Raw genomic sequence first — 18,675 nt, 5'->3', positions numbered from 1 at the left:
CAGCCCAGGGCTCATCCTTGAATGTCAGCGGAGGCTGTCTCGCCAAGGGACAACCACATCGCAGCCTGCCCTCAAACCGTAGTTCAGCGGTCGCAAGCCAGCAAAAAAACACTACCGGCCCAAACATTCCGGAAACGGATCAGAAGCACTAGGAGAAAAGGGCGGCCGCTACGCCGCCCAGTGGAGAGTGCAAACCGGCGCGCTGGAGGAGAGCAGAGCAACGGTATGAGCAGGGGGCGGCGCTACCTCAAGGGATTATGAGTCCTTTGGTTGCACCAGCAGCGCATCGAGCGTGACCGGCACCTCGTCGCCGATCTGCTCGTAGCCGAGCAGCAGCAGCACCGAACGCAGGGTGGGGTCGGCCATCAACGCCTGCCCATCCAGCGCCACTCGCTCGGCATTGGTGACCTGGACCTGCCCCTCGGCCGTCTTGGTGAAGCGAACCGGCAGCGACTCCTTGCGCTCGGCGTTACCGGAGCGCACCGTCATCGTCAGGCTCTCCACCAGCGAATCGCCCACTCCCAGGCGCTCCAGCCGCTCGGGAGGAAAGCGGGTAGTCAAGGTGGCCATGGGCCGCTCGGTAATGCCGGAGAGCCACGGCGGCAGCTGCCCGAGCCGCTCGACCACGTCGCTCTGGTTGAGCCGTAGCGGTAGCTCCAGGTTGCCGCCGGCATCGGCACTGCCCCGCAGCCGCCGCACCTCGTGCTGGCGCGGAATGGGGCCGTCGGGCGTAATCTGCATCACCGTGGCGGAAACTCGCGAGCGCTCCGGGTCGAGCTCCCAGGCCGCCAGCGGCAGGGCGAACAGCAGGGCGGAGGCACCCAGGGCCATCAGCGAGAAAGAAGAGAAAAGGCGTTTCATCAGCGGTGCGTCTCCTGGAGCGGAAGGCTCACCCCAGAAGACACTCCATACGCCGAGAAGTGCCCGAACCGGCGGCATGGAAAAAGCCGACCCCGAGCCTCTGGCCTCACTCGGCAGCTTTCGCTATCATACGGCGGCGCAATGCAGGGCCTATAGCTCAGTTGGTTAGAGCAGGGGACTCATAATCCCTTGGTCGCTGGTTCGAGTCCAGCTGGGCCCACCATTAAAATCAACAAATTAGCAATTCTCCCTGGTGAGTCCCATGTTCCAAGGGTACAGTTTCGGTACAGTGCCGATACTTCAGCCCCCTGGAGATTTACATGGCCACCATCGTCAAGACCCCATCTGGTAGCTGGAAAGCCATCATCCGCAAGACCGGCTGGCCCACTACCGCCAAGACCTTCCGCACCAAACGCGACGCCCAGGACTGGGCACGCCGCACCGAAGACGAAATGGTGCGTGGCGTCTATATCCAGCGCAGCGCCTCGGAGCGGATGACGCTGGAAGCGGCGCTCAAGCGCTACCTGGCCGACGTTACCCCTACCAAGAAGCCCAGCACCCAGAAAAGCGAGCGCCACAAGGCCAGCACGCTGACCGAACACCTGGGCAAGTATTCCCTTGCGGCCCTGACGCCGGAGTTGATCGCCAACTTCCGTGACACCCGCCTGAACAGTATTGGTCATCGTGGCCAGCCTATCAGTCCCAATACCGTGCGCTTGGAGCTCGCCCTGCTCGGCCACCTCTACACCGTGGCTATTCAGGAATGGGGCCTCGGCTTGACCTACAACCCCGTCCAGAACATCCGCAAGCCCAGCCCAGGGGAGGGGCGTGACCGCCGCCTGAGCCCTGACGAGGAGAAGCGGCTGTTTGCCGTGCTGCGGCAGCACAGCAATCCCATGCTGGCCTGGATCGCCAGAATCGCCCTGGAGACGGGTATGCGCTCGTCGGAGATCCTGACCCTCACCCGATCACAGGTCGACGTGAAGCGCCGTGTGGTGCGTCTCACCGACACCAAGAACAACGAAGCTCGATTGGTGCCGCTGACCCAGGCCGCCACCGAGGTGTTCAAGCAAGCGCTGAACAACCCGGTGCGCCCGCTCGACTGCGACCTGGTGTTCTTCGGCGAGCCTGGCAGGGACGGAAAGCGTGGTCCCTACGCCTACACCAAGCTCTGGAACCAGGCAAAGAAGAAGGCCGGACTCGATGACTTTCGTTTCCACGATCTACGCCACGAAGCCGTCAGCCGGCTGGTAGAGGCAGGACTATCCGACCAGGAGGTCGCCGCGATCAGTGGGCACAAGTCGATGCAGATGCTGCGGCGGTATACGCACCTGAGGGCAGAGGATTTGGTCGAGAAGCTGGATAGAATGAGTGGTGCCTGAGATAATTGACAAACTTTCGTGATTTTCAGGATCACGATAGATAATTGAGAATCCAAGCGAACTTATAAAAACTAAGCTCAAGTTTTTTTCCTAGTTGCGCTGAAAAAGCTTTCTTGATTCTACATTCAGCTAGAGGAATTAACGTGCATGGCGAATTAGACCAAGCTAGAATCCGTTCTCCGTAAATAATATTTGTTGCTTGGCGAAAAACTTATAGTGGTGGGCTAGGCGAGTAGGTGATGATACTATAGGTGAATCTTTTGATTAATCCATTCTTTAAGCTGATTGTGCTTTATGCAAAGCGGGAGGAGTTATGAGTACGATTTTTGAAAATGCACTAGATTCTTTAAAGGTTGGAATGCATTTTTATATGTCTGGCAGTCAATACAGCACTAGAAAGCATGCAATATTGACTATATTTCATTCGGTTGAGCTGATGCTAAAAGAGTATCTTTACCAAGTGAATCCAATTCTTATTTATAAGAATATTGATAAGAAAATAACGAGGAGTTCACCCACGGTAGGCTTCTCTGATATTTTGATTCGCTTAGAAAATCTAAAGATGAAAATACCTGAAGATCAAGCTAAAACTATCCGAAACTTACAAGCTAAAAGAAATGAAATTGAGCATCATCGCTATGATCACCAAGACGAAGACCATGAACTCATCTCTCAGGCTTTAAGGTTTTCTTTATATTTTATGGAATTTCAACTCGGGCAGCAGCCTGAAAGTTTGTTTGAATCGACATTGCTCGAAGATATTCGCGAACTGGTAGAGGATTATAATGAGCGATATGCCATCGCAGATCATCGGCTTGAATCTTGGATCAAGGAAGAATGGCCAAGCTGGGACCCTGAGGTTGAAGATTCACCAGAAGAATTTATTGGCGTTGATACTTGCCCTAAGTGTAGGCATGAATACCTCGTCATGGAGCAAAAAGGAGCGCCATACTGTTTCTGGTGTTGCCGTGAGGTACCGGCAGAGTACTGTGAAAGATGCTACGCTACAAAAATTTGTGATGTGCCTTGTTGCGAGGATGAGGATGATATTTACTTCAGCCTTGATGAATGATGAGAAAAAAAGATCATGGTTTAGTTGCTGAATAGTCTGCATCAATCTTTTCTTGGCTTTAGTTGATGTTGTTGATGTTTTTTAGGGGGTTAAGGGGTAATGGCATTTGAATTTACATACAGGCCGCTAAATAATCTGGGGAATTATTTTTATTTTAAAAGGTCTTTAGAAAATCCGAGCCTGTTAAGTCCAGATAAAGAAATTGGATGTTTTTTAGTTCTTCAAACATCTTTTGCTTTGCATGAAACAGTGGGCCTGCCGCCACAAAGCTTGGAGGGTTCTTGTGAGACCAACCAAGAATATATTTCTTCAGGCTGTGCTGGAAATCCTCCTTTGGCTTGTTATCCTATATATTTAATCACAGTGGGTGATGATGAATGCGAAAGGCTTGTATATATTGGGAAAACGTCTTCTAAAAGCTCAAGGTTTGCTGCAGGGCATAGTGCTATTACCAAGCTGCATCATCCTATGTATAACGACATGAATAAAAGAGTATATCTTTGTTGTGTGGTTTTTCTTAGAGATGGCAATGAAATCCCTATTGAATGGATCCAGCCGTACGAAACTGCTGAAGCGCTGCTTAAGTCCTTTGAGGCCAACCTGATCTATCATGCAAAACCAGAGCTTAATACTCATTACATATCAAATGAGCCTCTGTTCGAATACGGGCAAGTCCATGTTCAAAATGTTACTGGTGATACTGAGTTTTGGCACGTCAATTTTATGTGATAGCAATAGGGGCGGCTCCTGAGGGAGACAACGGCAAGCGTCGGCCACGAAAGCGTGGTAAGGAATAAGACAGCGAGATTCCTGAGCTGTTCATCACCTATAAGCGGCCACCCGAAATCGAAAATTGCCTGACGTCGGGCCGCTTAGAGGGCCCGAAGCAATAAGAATAATAATGTTATTATTCTTATTATTCCTCTGAGCTATCTGTGCCGGCGTTGGCAATGCGGGTATTATTTTTTGTTTGCTTTTGTTAAGAGCTTGAGTGCTGGATATTTTCCCAAAAAATGGATCATCAAAGTATACTATTTTGATGATCAAGTTGGGGCATGTTAATAGATTTTGAAAACTTGCGCGCTTGAGCTTTGTTTTTGATTGGTTAGCATTGATTTCGTCGATGTATGACTGATGGGGTGCTAGCTATGAATGTTGAAGATTATCTTGTTGAGCGGTTCGGCCTTCTGATGAGCATATCAGACTTGGCGGATCTTCTTGGTCGCTCACCCGATGGCGTGCGGGTCTCCCTTTATAAAGATACTGAGGTCTCGCGGAAGCTTAAGCCGACAATGGTTAAGGTAGGGCGTCGTGTCTATTTTCGGACGCTCCAAGTAAAAGAAGCCCTGAATTTGGAGTCTTCTGAATATGGCGCGTGTTAGTCCATCGGTAGTGCAGAAAATTCTGGGTAGGGTGGTTGCCTATCATGCTGCGTTCACGCTCCTTCCCGGAGTTTCGGTTCCTGGTGCAGTCTTTCTTAGCCAAGCATTTTACTGGACACGTAACACCAAGGCGGAGGAAAGAGGCGGGTGGTTTTACAAGAATCAGCGTGGCAGAGATAGCTGGGAGTCAGAGACTGGCCTGTCTCCAAAGCAGCAGGCCAACGCTAGGAAGTCGCTAGTAGAAATTGGCGTCTTGGAAGAAGAAAGGAGAGATGTTCCTGCAAAAATGTGGTATCGGGTGAACTGTGAGCGCTTGCTTGAGCTTCTTGCGGAGCAACTTGATGACGAGCCTTCTGGAAGTAGCTGTAATTCCCAGTTTTTCCCTTTGGTAGATTCTGCTGTCCCTTCTGGCCAATCTGGTGATCAGGATGGTCAAACCTTGATTCTACCAAAGGGCAAATCTATTACAGAGAATACAACACAGAGTACATCAAGAAATAAAAGCGAGGCGGCCAAAGTTGAGAGTCATCCTGGGCCCGAATCAAAATTAACGCGGGCCGAGATGGCTGAGTTGCTGGGCCAGCAAAGAGCAGACCTCATAGCCAGAAATTACGGCAGCGATAAGGTAGGAGCCCCAGCAGTGGAAGAGATGCGTAGAACACTCCGCACATAGGATACAAGCGGCGCGGAACGGGGGTGATGGCCCCGACCGCGCCTAACCACGACTGCCTGCATAGGAGGCATCCATGGCTAACAAACAGGGTACCACACCCGCCTTCACCGACAGTGGCCTGTCACGGCTGTACCGATCACACGCGGTCGAACAGCACGCCATCCAGAGTGAGATTCAAACTCTGGTGATCATTGCCGGTTACGCTTGCGATTTTCTCACCGAAGGGTTGGAAGCCCTTCCCGAAGACTTCTTCACCTGCATCGAGGAGATGAAAGAGGTGATGGAGTCCATCGACCTGAAAAGCCTGGATTTTGAAAAACGGTCGCTCACGCTCCAGAGGACAAAACGGCGTCTGGAGGCTAAGGCGACCCGCCAGAATCGTCAAAAGGAGGTCTGATCATGAGCAACAAAATTTCGTGCGCACGAAAAATCGCTGGTTTCACCCTCGCGGCCACCATCGGTCTATCGCAGCCTGCCATGGCTGGCGGGATTCCCGTCATCGACACGTCGAACCTGGCCCAGCAGATCCTGCAAGTAGAGCACATGCTGAGCCAGCTCGAACAACTGCAAGACCAGCTCGAAACGGCCAATAGGCAACTGGACAGCATGAGCGGATCTCGGGGCCTGGCTGGCGTCATTGACTCGGTTTATGACACGGCCGTGAACGCCGACCCCAACCAGGTGCTGAATAGCGCCGGCATCAGGAGCGCGAACGAACACGGTCTGTCCGGCGACGTGGCGGTCCTGTACGACAGCGGCAACGAGAACACGGCAACCTGGCTGGGCCAGTCCCAAAAGTCCTTGGAGCAGGCTCAGGAGCGTTTCAGCGAGCTGACCGGCCTGGTGGCCCAGGTCAACAACAGCCCTGACCAGAAGGACGTCCTGGACCTACAGGCCCGTATCGGCTCCGAGGAAGTCATGCTGCAAAACGAAATGGCCAAGCTGACAATGCTCCGGTCGCAAGCCGAGGCCAACCGGGCAATGCACAACCAGCGCGTTCAGCAGATGGCCATCGAGTCATCCGGCGAGCCCCGCGACATCTGGTAAGGAGGCCCCATGAGTGTCAGGAAATTTTCGTGCGCACGAAATTTTGTGATCGTTGCTCTGGCCAGCGTCGTGCTGACCGGTTGCCTTGACGACACCCCGGAAACCGGTCCGGTGCAGACTGTGGACTGGTATCAGGCCCACGACGACGAACGCCGGGCCACACTGGAAGAATGCGCGAACAATCCCGGTGAGCTGAAAGACGACTCGAATTGCATAAATGCCAGGGAAGCCGAACGAATGCTGTCCAGTGGCGAACCTCGTGATATCTGGTAAGGAGGGCTTATGGATCTCTTTCAAGGGGCCTTCGAGCTCGTCGAAAATGCTCTGGACACCTATATATCCAGCACCGTTGGGGATGTGGTCGCATACATCGCACCGATCTTTACCAGCATGATGATCCTCTGGATTGCCATCTGGGGCTACATGATGATGTTTGGAAAGGTCAGTGAGCCCTTGCAGGAGGGTGTTTTTCGCATCATCCGCATTGGCTTCATCATGACCCTGGGTCTGACAGTCGGCACTTACATGGATGTTGTCGTTGATGTGTTGTCTCACGGCCCGGAGGAAATCGCGGCTGTTGTAACCGGCACACCTGCCGACAGCATGGCCAGCATCATGGACGATCTCTTTTCTCGAGTATTCGAAATTGCAGACCGGGCCTGGGACAAGGCTGGCGTGATGAACGGCAATTTTGGACTGTACCTGATTGCTCTAGCCATCCTTGCCGCGGGTGGCGCCGTGGCCTTTATCGTGGCGTTCCTTATCTTGCTGAGCAAGATCATGACTACGCTGCTGCTAGCCATTGGACCACTGTTCATCATTGGTCTTCTATTCAATACCACTCAGCGGTGGTTCGAGAGTTGGTTGGGTCAAGTGATGAATTTCGGAATGATACTGGTGCTGGCGGCCGCTGGCGGACGACTGGCTCTCGAATTCTGTGAATTGTTCCTGGACAGGATGACGGCAGGCGGAGGAGACCTGACCACCATGTGGGATGCTGCCGTCTTTGTGATGTTTTTTGGGCTTTGTTTCTTGTTCCTCAAGCAGGTGCCTGCCATGGCATCGGCCCTGGGCGGCGGTATCGCGCTAGCAACGCAAGGTGCCCTCGGCTCAGCCATGAACGCCATGCGTCCTTCAACGATCCGGCGTCAATATCGTGGTGTCCAGCGTGACGCTCGTCTCGCTGGTGCGGCAGCGGCGGCTCCAGCAAAAGGCGTTTACAAGGCTGGTAGGGCTGCCCAGCGGGCCTACCAGAAGCGCTTCAGTGCCAACACGATTACGGGAGGTTGAAACGATGGGAACTAAGTGGATCGACACCTGGCGAGTCCGCTGGGCGCGTGTAAAACGAGGCGGGGAGCTGGGACTCTCAGGTTTGCTCCTGATGGTGGGTATCCTGCTGTCCGTGGCGTTGCTCCCTGAACTGCCTGGTTTGGTCAGCGGCACCCTTGCTGGCGATGGCGAGACTGTTCGTACTCTGTTCGTCTGTGTGGCAGGTATTGCCGTGTGCATGCTCCAGTGGCGATGGCGCGCAGCGATATATCCGGAGCTCCGGCGTGATACATCTCAGGAGGAGACCTCATGAGCTACCGCCGTTTGACACCCGAGGAGATCGAGGACCTGCGGGCTGAGATGCGTGCCGCCGGCCATTGGATGAAAGCTGAAATGGCCAAGCGTCGGCGCGAGCGTTCTGAAACCGAAGACTCACCACCGGGAGCCGGATCAAACGAGAGTGTTCAAAGTCCCTCCCCTATTACTAATGGCGAAGCCTAGCGCTCGTATCTGTTGCCATTAACTTCATCTGAGACGACAGCCATTTTTCGTACGCACGAAAAGAATGAATGGGTTTAGAGCTAGGGCAGGATTCGGCAAGTGCTGGCGTATGCCGGCAAACTTGCCTAGCCCACCTCTCAGCGGTGGAGAAAACTGGACTATGCCGAGAGTTGAAGCACGCCTGACAGAAATCGAGAAGAACGCCTGGGCGCAGTTCTGCAAGGCCAACGGCCTACGCGAGTCGGACATGCTGCGGCGGATGATTCATCGCGTTGCCGGCAGAGCTGCGACTGTAATGGCGGACGACCAAGAGAACGAACCTAGGCCCCGAAAGCTCACCATCCGCCTATCACCCTCTCAGGAACGCTGGCTAGCACAACGTGCTCAAGAGGAGGGCTATCCCAGCCGGACCAGTTGGGTCACGGCGATGGTCCTGGCTGAACTGCATAGAGAGCCCGTGCTGACAGAAGCAGAGGTCGCCGTCTTGCGGGAATCAAACCGGGAATTGCGTGCCATAGGTAAAAACCTGAACCAGATCACCAAGGCTTTGAACATTGAATTCCGAGAGAGCGACAAGCTCAAGCGGGAGGCCATCGAGGCGCTGGCCGAGCGCATTGAGCAGCACAAGGACCAGGTGGCCAGTCTGCTGTCCAGGAACATGAATCGGTGGAGGGATGATGGATAAGCCGGAAGTCGTCGTACGGATCGTTAGTAATGCCTACGATGCGGAGCAAGTAGAGAGTGTTTTTCTTCGCATCAGTAAGAACGGAGCCGTGGAGCTTGAGGACGAAAACGGCGAAGAGCTCAAGGGCCCGTCTGCTGTCCGGTCGCTCAGCAAGGAGTGGACCATCACGTCCAAGAAACCAAATGCCAGGGGACGCAAGAGCACACGCGAAACTACGAACATTGTCCTGTCGATGCCTGACGGTACCGAACCTCACCTGGTCAAGGCTGCTGCTAAGGCCTTCGCCAAACGCCAGTTCAGCCACAACTATCGCTATGTCATGGCCCTGCACACGGACACTGACAACCCGCATGTCCAACTCACGGTACGGAACCTTGGCCTTGATGGGCGCCGGATGCATGTGAAGAAGGGCGACCCGCAGGGGTGGCGGGAGGCCTTTGCGGCCGAGTTGGAACGGTACGGCGTGGAAGCGAAAGCCACATTAAAGGCCACCCGAAGGAGGAAGGATGGGTAGTCTGGCTGATGACACCATTGCCGACTTGTTGGAAGGCCCAGTAAAGCATAAGGGCAACCGGGCCGCTAATCGGGAGCGTGCGCGCCGCGTAGCAAGTCGAGTGCCTGAGGTTATGGTGAAGATCACCGGTAATGCCAAGGGAGCCGATCATGTCCAGTCCCACCTGGACTACATCAGCCGCAACGGCAAGCTGGAGCTCGAAGACGAGCGCGGCGATGTGATCAAAGGGGAAGACGAGGTTCGCGCACTGGCCAGGGACTGGTCGCAGGACCAGGGCAAGCGTCGGAAGAACACTCGCGACACCACCAACATCGTCATGTCCATGCCTGCCGGCACTGAGCCGCATGACGTGAAGAATGCCGTCCGAGCATTCGCCAAACGACAGTTTGGCCAGAATCAGCAGTATGTCATGGCGCTGCACACAGACACTGAGAGCCCACACGTCCACCTGACAGTGAAGAACCTGGGCTATGACGGCCGTCGGCTGAATGTGAAGAAGGGCGACCCGCAGAAGTGGCGAGAGGCCTTCGCGGTCGAGCTGGAGCGCCGAGGGGTGGAAGCCGAGGCCACGCCGCGCGTCACCCGTGGCGTGATCAAGCGGGGCGTCAACCAGGTGGTGCACCACATTCGCGAGAAAGGCCAGACGCCACAGGTGGACCAGGCGAAGGTCCGGGAGGTCCTTGAAGACTTCCGCGACCAGCGGACCGGAAAAGCCCCGAAGCCGCGGCCCTGGGAGGATCACATCGAGGAGCGCCAGACCTACGTCCGCAAGGCTTGGCTGACGGCGGCTAAGGACTTGGCGCAGAGCCGCGATCCCTACGACCAGGAGCTGGCCAAGCGCATCGTGGCTTTTGTGGGCTCCATGCCGCCGATGAAGGCTGAGCGTCATGAGCTCCAGGAGAAGGTCGCGGGGCGGCTGCAAGGGAGTGCTCAAACGCACCAGGGGGTAGAGAAGGGCAGGGCGCAGGGGCACCAAGACGAACGATAGTTGAGATGGATTCCTACTGGGCTGGCTGCTCAGATTGGCGTATCTGAGCTTCAACGCGCCTGCTGGTCACCCGCTTGTGCTGGTGGGAGCGCATCGGCTTCTACCTGCGTTGGAGAATCGGGCTGCGATAGGACGCCCATGCCGTGTATGATTCTTTCGGTTACTCATAATTAGCGTCTGATACGTGGGGGAAGGCATCGTGGACACTGGATGTCGTGCACAGTGGGCGGCCTTAATCGGTTTCTGGCTATCAGCGAGGGCGTGTGACGATGGACCTCAGCGCTTTGCAAGCCGTCCTGGAGCGTGGCGAGGATAGTCGCCATCAGTTGGCCGGCTTGAGCCGACAGGTCGTTGGCCGACTCAACCAACTGACCTCCAACGCGGCCAGCCAGCATGTGCGTCTCACGCTCCACCCCACCAGCCACAATGTCCTGTCCTTATGAACGCAGTAGAAATCGAAGCCGCAATATCAGATTTGGCACAGCAGCCCTTTGACCCGGCTGAATTCCCCTATGCCTTCCTGGAAGCCTTCGGCAATAAAGCTACCACCATCAAACGGTTGCGCTCGGGTGCATCCAACAAGTCCGATCTTGGCGGCGTGTTGCAGACCAACAATATCCATATCGCAGTGGCGGATGCCGGAGCCGTTACGCAAACCTTGGAGGCCCTCAAGGCCAGCCCGGCGACCACCCGTGCCAAGGCGCGCTACATCCTGGCAACCGATGGCGTGGTTTTCGAGGCTGAAGATCTGGAAACTGGTGAGACGGTGGCCTGCACCTATGAGGCTTTCCCTGACCATTTCGGCTTCTTCCTACCGCTGGCAGGCATCACCACGGTCAAGCAGGTGCGCGACAGCTCCTTTGACATTCGCGCTACCAGCCGCCTGAATCGGCTGTATGTGGAGCTGCTGAAGGACAACCCAGACTGGGGCACGGAAGAACAGCGCCATGAAATGAACCACTTCATGGCAAGGCTGATCTTCTGTTTCTTCGCGGAAGACACCGACATTTTCGCTGGAAGCGGCCTGTTTACCGATACCGTGGCCCAGATGAGCGCACGGGATTCCGCCAATACCCACGAGGTGATCAGCGAAATCTTCCGTGCCATGAACACCAAACAGGCCGAACGCACGACGGCAAGTATTCCCCGCTGGGCAGATGATGGCTTCCCCTATGTGAATGGTGGGCTCTTTTCGGGTAGCGTGGCGGTGCCGCGCTTCAGCAAGATTGCGCGCTCATACCTGCTGCATATCGGCAGCCTGGACTGGACCCAGATCAACCCTGACATTTTCGGCTCCATGATTCAGGCGGTAGCGGACGACGAAGAGCGCGGTGCGCTGGGCATGCACTACACAAGTGTGCCCAATATCCTGAAGGTGCTGAATCCGCTGTTTCTGGACAACCTCTGGGAGAAACTTGAGGAAGCTGGCGAAAACTCTCGCAAGCTGCTTAACCTGCGCAACCGCATGGCCAAAATCCGAGTGTTCGATCCAGCCTGCGGGTCGGGCAACTTCCTGGTCATCGCCTACAAGCAGATGCGCGCCATCGAGGCCGAAATCAACCAGCGCCGGGGAGAACCCAACCGGCCTACGGAGATCCCGCTGACCAATTTTCGCGGCATCGAGCTGCGTGACTTCTCGGCCGAGATTGCCCGACTTGCCCTGATCATTGCTGAATACCAGTGCGACCTGCTGTATCGCGGCAAGAAGCTGGCATTGGCCGAGTTCCTGCCGCTGGATTCCCAGAACTGGATTACCTGCGACAACGCCCTGCGACTGGACTGGCTCAGCATCTGCCCGCCCACGGGAACGGGGGTAAAGCTCCACGCGGATGACCTGTTTGATTCACCGCTTGATCAAGCGCAGATCGACTTCGAGAACGAAGGCGGGGAGACCTATATTTGCGGCAATCCCCCCTATCTCGGGAACACTTGGCAAAGCGCTGAACAGAAGTCCGAAATAAGAAACATCCTTCAAGGAAGAACCGCATCTAGCGGTTTCCTTGATTACGTCTCAGGTTGGTTCGTAAAGGCAGTAGACTATATTGCACAATCCCCAGCTGTTGTTGCATTTGTAACAACAAACTCAATATGCCAAGGACAGTCCGTCCCTATCCTGTGGCCAGTCATCTATGGTGCCGGAATCGAAATTCGATTCGCTTACACATCATTCAAGTGGGCAAATTTGGCGAGCTACAATGCAGGTGTGACAGTGGCTATTGTCGCGCTAGGGAGAGTCTCTTCTGGGCCGAAACTAGTTTACGAGCATGACGAAAATGGAGAGGTTGTCGTACGCCAAGGAATATCGATCACGCCTTATTTGACAATTGGTAATCCAGTTATTGTTGAGAAGCGGAGAAAATCGATTTCAACCATCGCGACTATGGAGTTTGGAAACAAGCCCTCAGATGGTGGCAACCTTTTGGTTGGACCAACAGAGCTTCCCCTCCTTTGTCTTAGCCCTGCGCAACACAAGCGTTTCATCCGAAGAATCTATGGGTCAGAAGATTTCATTAAATCCAGGCTGCGTTTCTGTGTATGGATTGAAGACGATAACTTAGAGGAAGCGCTAGCTATTCCCGCTTTACGCGAGCGAATAGAAGCAGTGCGCGAAGTCCGGCTTGCAAGCAGGGATAAGGGAGCAAATGCGCTCGCAAAGAGAGCACATCAGCTCAAATTGATGAGAATTGGTATTAATCACACCATTGTTGTGCCAAGCGTTTCTTCAGAAAGAAGACCGTATTTACCAGTTGGCATTGTTGATTCAAAAACAACACTGACAAATCTTGCATTTGGGCTCTACGACGCCCCGCTCTGGAACATGGCGCTGATCGCATCTCGCCTTCACCTAGTCTGGATAGCAACAGTTTGTGGAAAAATGAAAACCGACTTTCGCTATTCCAATACAATGGGCTGGAATACTTTCCCGGTCCCAACCCTGACTGAGAAAAACAAAGCCGACCTGACCCGCTGCGCCAAAAACATTCTATTGGCACGGGAAGCCCACTTCCCTGCCACCATTGCCGATCTCTACGACCCCGAAAAGATGCCTGCCAACCTGCGTGAAGCCCATGAGCAAAATGACGAGGTGCTTGAGCGCATCTACATCGGCCGACGCTTTAAGAACGATACTGAACGACTGGAAAAGCTGTTCGAGCTGTACACCAAGATGACGGCTTCCTCTCACTCGAAAAGCAAAACGAAACGGGGGGCGTCCTGATGGGCGGCTATTCGCTGTTTCAGATGTGGGAGCCTTTCCGGCAGTCGCTGATAGCCGGGCACCTTTTTTACGTGAAGCAAGCCAATAAGCGGCTGCTGTCACAATTTGATGACATTAAGGGGGAGGCTGACAAGGCAGCTGAGCGCTGGTTGGAGGAAAATAGCCAATATTTCGATCCAGACCGTCACGATCCAGGAGAGTTCGAAGAACGTGCGTGTGACGCCAGTGTGGAATTCTATGGGATGATGTGCGATTTGCGTGAGCAAACCAAGCTCAGTGTTGTGGCGGGTATGTATCATGAATGGGACAAACATCTGCGAAAATGGATGACAGGTGAGATTCGCCATTGGCATATTGGCGGCATTGTTGCAGAAAAAGTGTGGACCGTAGACGTTGGCAAGTTGTTCGACCTGATGGAAAGTCTAGGTTGGAAAATTCGCAGTCAAGATTACTTCTCTGAGATTGATGCTTGTCGCTTGGTGGTAAATGTCTATAAGCATGGTAAAGGCGGCTCGCTAAATGATTTGAAGCAACGTTACCCGGAGTATCTTTCTGATCCATTGGGCCATATTGGCGGTGGCTTTTCAGGCATAAATTATTTGGACTATGATCATCTCTCTGTGAGTGACGGCCAGCTACAAAGATTCTCAGACGCGATTGCGTCCTTCTGGAAGGAAGTCCCTGAAAATATATTGGACCGCGAAGATCTGGAAGTCCCGGACTGGTTCGCGAAGGTCATGTTGGATGACCAGCGGGCAGCAAGTCGTCAGCAAGGAGGCCCCAATCTATGAGCGAGCTGATCCTTTACACCACAGATGACGGCCGAACCCAACTACATCTTCGGGTGGAGGGCGACAGCATCTGGCTAAGCCAACTGGAAATTGCCGAGCTGTTCCAGACCACCAAGCAGAATGTCTCTCTGCATGCCAAAAACATATTTGAAGACAATGAGTTAAACCCAGAGGCAACTGTCAAGGATTCCTTGACAGTTCAATCTGAGGGTAATCGCCAGGTCAGACGGAGGATCAGTTACTACAACCTTGACCTGATCTTGGCCATTGGTTATCGGGTCCGATCGCCTCGGGGAGTACAGTTCCGCCAGTGGGCCAGCACCCACCTCAAGGAGTTCCTGCTCAAGGGCTTCGTAATGGATGACGAGCGCCTGAAGAACCCCGGTGGCTGGGACTACTTCGATGAATTGCTGGAGCGCATCCGAGATATACGGGCCTCGGAAAAACGCTTTTACCAGAAGGTCCGTGATCTGTTTGCCCTCAGTTCCGACTACCAGGCCCGCGAGCGTGAGACCGCTCAGTTCTTTGCCGAGGTGCAGAACAAGCTGCTCTATGCCACCACCGGCCACACGGCCGCTGAGCTGATCCTAAAGCGCTCAGACCCCAGCCAACCCAACATGGCGTTGACGAACTGGAGCGGTTCGCGGGTACGCAAGCACGACGTTATCGTTGCTAAGAACTACCTAACAGCAGACGAGATCGACACGCTCAACCGGCTGGTGGTGATCTTCCTGGAACAGGCGGAGCTTCGGGTGAAGAAACAGAAGGATCTGACCCTGGACTTCTGGCGTAACAATATCGACAAGATGCTGGCCTTCAACGACCAGCTTGTTCTCGAAGGTGCAGGGTCGGTTAGCCGTGAAAACATGGAGAAGGTTGCCCGTGAACGTTATGAGGTTTTCGACCAGCAGCGGCGTATTGCGGAAGCCAAGGCAGCGGATGCTGCTGACCTGAAGGAAATCGAACAACTGGAACAGGACCTCAAACACAAGGGCAAGAAGCCGTGATAGGTGTCGCGCTATGACAAAGATCGTACCCTCTGTTTCCGTCTCTTATGCCAGCAATGGCAGCTCCACCAAGTCCAATGCGTTGGGCATGCGCCCCATGCAGGAGCGTGCCTACGAGCGGCGCGGTGAGCAATACCTGTTGATCAAGTCGCCACCGGCTTCCGGTAAAAGCCGGGCCTTGATGTTTATTGCTCTGGACAAGCTCCACAACCAAGGACTCAAGCAGGCCATTATCGTGGTGCCAGAGAAGTCCATCGGTTCCAGCTTCAATGATGAGCCGCTGAGTGATTTTGGTTTCTGGGCAGACTGGCATGTGGAGCCGAAATGGAATCTCTGCAATGCGCCTGGCTCCGATAATGGCGGCAAAGTCAAATCGCTGGGCGCTTTTCTGTCCAGTGACGACAAGGTACTGGTCTGCACCCATGCCACCTTCCGCTTTGCTGTCGATCAGTTTGGCGTTGCCGCCTTCGACGACCGGCTGGTTGCCGTGGATGAGTTCCACCACGTTTCAGCCAACCCCGACAACAAACTAGGCGTTCACCTAGGGGAGTTCATTGCCCGTGACAAAGTGCATATCGTGGCCATGACCGGCTCTTACTTCCGAGGGGATGCCGAGGCAGTGCTGTCCCCCCAGGACGAGTCGCGCTTCGATACCGTCACTTACACCTACTACGAGCAGCTCAACGGCTACGAGTACCTAAAGCAGCTCGATATTGGCTACTACTTCTATTCAGGCTCCTACGCTGACGACATACTCAAGGTTCTCGATCCAGCCGAGAAAACCATCGTACATATCCCCAGCGTCAATTCCCGAGAGAGCACCAAGGACAAGGTTCGCGAGGTTGAGCATATCATCGAGGAGTTAGGTGAGTGGCAGGGAGCCGACCCGGTAACGGGTTTCCAGTTGGTTAAAAGTCCAGATGGCCGATTGCTGAAAATTGCCGATTTAGTGGACGACGATCCAACCAAGCGTGACCGGGTATCTGCGGCGCTGAAAGACCCAACCCAGAAGAATAATCGCGACCATGTAGATGTCATCATTGCACTGGGCATGGCGAAGGAAGGTTTTGACTGGATCTGGTGCGAGCATGCGCTGACGGTAGGCTATCGCAACAGCCTAACAGAAATCGTGCAGATAATCGGCCGCGCCACTCGGGATGCCCCAGGCAAAACACGGGCACGCTTCACCAACCTGATTGCAGAACCCGATGCTGCTGAGCAGGCCGTGACGGAAGCTATCAACGACACCCTGAAAGCCATTGCCGCCAGTCTGTTGATGGAGCAAGTGTTGGCCCCGCGTTTCGAGTTCACGCCCAAGAACCCCACCAGCGGCCCACAGGAGGGCTTCGACTACGGTGAAGAGGGCTATGACCCCGACAAATGCAACGTGGGTGTCAACGAAGAAACTGGAAAGTACAAAATAGAAATCAATGGGTTGGCTGAACCCAAAAGCGAAGAGGCCAATCGTATTTGCCAGGAAGACCTGAACGAGGTCATTGCCAGCTTTGTGCAAGACAAAAACGCCATTGAGCGTGGTCTATTCGATGAGGAGCTGGTCCCCGAAGAGCTCACGCAGGTACGTTTGGGCAAGATTATCAAGGACCGTTATCCCAACCTCGATGAGGAAGACCAAGAGAGCGTTCGTCAACATGCCATCGCAGCCCTGAACCTGACCCAGCAGGCCAAGCAGCTGCTTGCGGGTGACGAGACCATTGACGTGGGCAGTAACGAGCCCAAACCGAATACGGCGCTGATAGCTGGTGTGCGCAAGTTTGCCATGGACGTGCGGGAGCTTGATATTGATCTGATTGATCGCATCAACCCCTTCAGCGAGGCCTATGCGATTCTTGCTAAGACCATGAGCGAAGACAGCCTGAAACAGGTGGCGGCAGTTATCTCCGGAAAACGTACTAATCTGACGCCAGAAGAGGCTAAGGAGCTTGCTGTGAGGGCTTTCAAATTCAAAAGGGAGCGCGGTCGGCTGCCTTCTATCAGCTCACAGGACGCCTGGGAACAACGCATGGCTGAGGGTGCTGCCGCTTTCGTGCGCTTTAAGGATGAGGGCCGTTATGACTGATCTGGACGAATTGCGCGCCGAACTGGACGGCTTCGCCCAGCCCGAGAAGAAGAAAGGCCACTCTGCACGCGAAGAGCGCATCATCGCTGGTTTCGAAGAGATCCAGCGCTTTGTCGACGAGCATGGCCGCACCCCACAGCACGGCGAAGACAAAGACATCTTCGAACGACTCTATGCCGTGCGCTTGGACCGCATACGCGCGCTTGAGGAATGCCGAACCCTGGTGACACCACTTGATCACCAGGGCTTGCTCGATGGCGACTACGCCATCGAAGCGGAATCCGTAGAGACTATGGACGATGACGCCTTGCTTGCCGAGTTGGCCGGTGCCGCCGGGGCGCCTGAGCTTACCGAACTGAGGCATGTCCGTTCTAGCGCGGAGAAACGAGCCGCAGAAGAGATCGCCCACAGAGAGAGGTGTGAGGACTTTGAGACCTTCAAGGCGCTGTTTGATCAAGTAGAAAGTGAGCTAAGGTCCGGACTGAGAACCACTCGACCATTCGGCAAGAATGCCACTATTGAGGTGAATCAATGGTTCATTCTGGATGGACAGACCGCCTATGTGGCTGATGAGGGGGAGGAGTTTGATTCGCCCCAAGGAAAGAAGGATGCACGCTTGCGGGTGATTTTCTCCAACGGGACGGAAAACAACCTGCTACGTCTGTCGCTGGTTAGAGCGCTCTACAAGGATGAAGCAAGCCGCCGTATCACCGAGCCAGATGCCGGGCCGCTGTTCAGCGAGACCTGGGAAGAGGACGACATAGAAAGCGGTACCATCTATGTGCTGCGCAGCCTGTCCGAACACCCATTCGTTGCCGAGCACCGCGAACTAATCCACAAGATTGGCGTCACCGGTGGCAAGGTGGAGGCGCGGATTGCCAATGCAGCACACGATGCCACCTACCTGCTGGCCGATGTCGAAGTGGTCGCCACTTACAAGCTGGCTGGCATCAACCGCCGCAAGCTGGAAACCCTCTTCCATCGCATCTTTGCACCGGCACAGCTTGAGCTGACAATTCAAGATCGTTTTGGTCATCCGGTGAGGCCAAGAGAGTGGTTTCTTGTGCCTCTACAAGTGATTGATGATGCTGTGCAGTGCATTCGAGATGGTTCGATTAAGGACGTAGTTTACGATCCCAAAACGGCCAACTTGGTAAGCTATTGACAATGATTGTTGGAGGGGAAGCCTAGGTAGCAACAACTGTGCTT

18 protein-coding genes and 1 tRNA gene are annotated in these 18,675 nt (G+C 54.4%); 18 read left to right on the top strand and 1 reads right to left on the bottom strand.

The genetic code is table 11. From position 1 onward, the window contains the following. Positions 1–255 precede the first annotated feature (255 nt). A complete protein-coding gene (locus tag HBJ55_RS12840; RefSeq protein WP_167115309.1) occupies positions 256–861 on the bottom strand; it encodes a hypothetical protein in 606 nt (201 codons plus the stop codon). Positions 862–1,007: 146 nt separating this feature from the next. On the opposite strand from HBJ55_RS12840, the gene HBJ55_RS12835 reads away from it, so the two are divergent. The 18 genes from HBJ55_RS12835 (at position 1,008) to HBJ55_RS12750 (ending at position 18,631) form a co-directional block, all read left to right on the top strand. Then, positions 1,008–1,084: transfer RNA gene (locus HBJ55_RS12835), tRNA-Ile, on the top strand. A 97-nt stretch (positions 1,085–1,181) separates the two neighbouring features. After that, positions 1,182–2,243 carry a tyrosine-type recombinase/integrase gene (locus tag HBJ55_RS12830; protein WP_167115306.1) on the top strand — a complete coding sequence of 354 codons (1,062 nt, stop codon included), beginning with the start codon at positions 1,182–1,184 and terminating at the stop codon, positions 2,241–2,243. Positions 2,244–2,556: 313 nt separating this feature from the next. Next, complete coding sequence (locus tag HBJ55_RS12825) at positions 2,557–3,315, top strand: hypothetical protein (protein ID WP_167115303.1); 759 nt, start codon at positions 2,557–2,559, stop codon at positions 3,313–3,315. Between the two features lie 99 nt (positions 3,316–3,414). Further along, positions 3,415–4,044, top strand: a complete 630-nt coding sequence (locus HBJ55_RS12820; RefSeq protein WP_167115300.1) for a hypothetical protein — start codon at positions 3,415–3,417, stop codon at positions 4,042–4,044. A gap of 639 nt (positions 4,045–4,683) precedes the next feature. Further along, a complete protein-coding gene (locus HBJ55_RS12815; protein WP_167115297.1) occupies positions 4,684–5,370 on the top strand; it encodes a hypothetical protein in 687 nt (228 codons plus the stop codon). 73 nt (positions 5,371–5,443) lie between these two features. After that, complete coding sequence (locus HBJ55_RS12810) at positions 5,444–5,767, top strand: hypothetical protein (RefSeq protein ID WP_167115294.1); 324 nt, start codon at positions 5,444–5,446, stop codon at positions 5,765–5,767. Positions 5,768–5,769: 2 nt separating this feature from the next. After that, complete coding sequence (locus tag HBJ55_RS12805) at positions 5,770–6,417, top strand: type IV secretion system protein (RefSeq protein ID WP_167115291.1); 648 nt, start codon at positions 5,770–5,772, stop codon at positions 6,415–6,417. 9 nt (positions 6,418–6,426) lie between these two features. Continuing rightward, positions 6,427–6,690, top strand: a complete 264-nt coding sequence (locus tag HBJ55_RS12800; RefSeq protein ID WP_167115288.1) for an EexN family lipoprotein — start codon at positions 6,427–6,429, stop codon at positions 6,688–6,690. Between the two features lie 9 nt (positions 6,691–6,699). Continuing rightward, on the top strand, positions 6,700–7,707 hold the full coding sequence (locus HBJ55_RS12795) for a TrbL/VirB6 family protein (RefSeq protein WP_167115285.1): 1,008 nt from the start codon (positions 6,700–6,702) through the stop codon (positions 7,705–7,707). A gap of 288 nt (positions 7,708–7,995) precedes the next feature. Then, positions 7,996–8,187 carry a hypothetical protein gene (locus tag HBJ55_RS12790; RefSeq protein ID WP_167115100.1) on the top strand — a complete coding sequence of 64 codons (192 nt, stop codon included), beginning with the start codon at positions 7,996–7,998 and terminating at the stop codon, positions 8,185–8,187. Between the two features lie 160 nt (positions 8,188–8,347). Continuing rightward, entirely contained in the window at positions 8,348–8,872 is a 525-nt protein-coding gene (mobC, locus tag HBJ55_RS12785; protein ID WP_167115282.1) for a plasmid mobilization relaxosome protein MobC, read from the top strand. Then, a complete protein-coding gene (locus HBJ55_RS12780; RefSeq protein WP_167115279.1) occupies positions 8,865–9,386 on the top strand; it encodes a relaxase/mobilization nuclease domain-containing protein in 522 nt (173 codons plus the stop codon). Before mobC ends, HBJ55_RS12780 begins: the two co-directional genes overlap by 8 nt. 112 nt (positions 9,387–9,498) lie before the next feature. Continuing rightward, positions 9,499–10,374: a relaxase/mobilization nuclease domain-containing protein gene (locus HBJ55_RS12775; protein ID WP_240936097.1), complete on the top strand. Its 876-nt coding sequence runs from the start codon at positions 9,499–9,501 to the stop codon at positions 10,372–10,374. Between the two features lie 439 nt (positions 10,375–10,813). Next, positions 10,814–13,591: a class I SAM-dependent DNA methyltransferase gene (locus HBJ55_RS12770; RefSeq protein WP_167115274.1), complete on the top strand. Its 2,778-nt coding sequence runs from the start codon at positions 10,814–10,816 to the stop codon at positions 13,589–13,591. After that, positions 13,591–14,382 carry a hypothetical protein gene (locus HBJ55_RS12765; protein ID WP_167115271.1) on the top strand — a complete coding sequence of 264 codons (792 nt, stop codon included), beginning with the start codon at positions 13,591–13,593 and terminating at the stop codon, positions 14,380–14,382. Before HBJ55_RS12770 ends, HBJ55_RS12765 begins: the two co-directional genes overlap by 1 nt. Beyond that, entirely contained in the window at positions 14,379–15,389 is a 1,011-nt protein-coding gene (locus tag HBJ55_RS12760; RefSeq protein ID WP_167115268.1) for a virulence RhuM family protein, read from the top strand. Before HBJ55_RS12765 ends, HBJ55_RS12760 begins: the two co-directional genes overlap by 4 nt. 13 nt (positions 15,390–15,402) lie before the next feature. Continuing rightward, on the top strand, positions 15,403–17,466 hold the full coding sequence (locus HBJ55_RS12755) for a DEAD/DEAH box helicase (protein ID WP_167115265.1): 2,064 nt from the start codon (positions 15,403–15,405) through the stop codon (positions 17,464–17,466). Next, on the top strand, positions 17,459–18,631 hold the full coding sequence (locus HBJ55_RS12750; protein ID WP_167115262.1) for a GIY-YIG nuclease family protein: 1,173 nt from the start codon (positions 17,459–17,461) through the stop codon (positions 18,629–18,631). Before HBJ55_RS12755 ends, HBJ55_RS12750 begins: the two co-directional genes overlap by 8 nt. Positions 18,632–18,675 lie beyond the last annotated feature (44 nt).

The sequence above is a fragment of the Billgrantia bachuensis genome, from assembly GCF_011742165.1.
GTDB classification, from domain to species: Bacteria; Pseudomonadota; Gammaproteobacteria; order Pseudomonadales; family Halomonadaceae; genus Halomonas; species Halomonas bachuensis.
The sequence above is the reverse complement of the archived record's forward strand: the minus strand, read 5'-3'. Positions and strand labels throughout refer to the sequence as shown.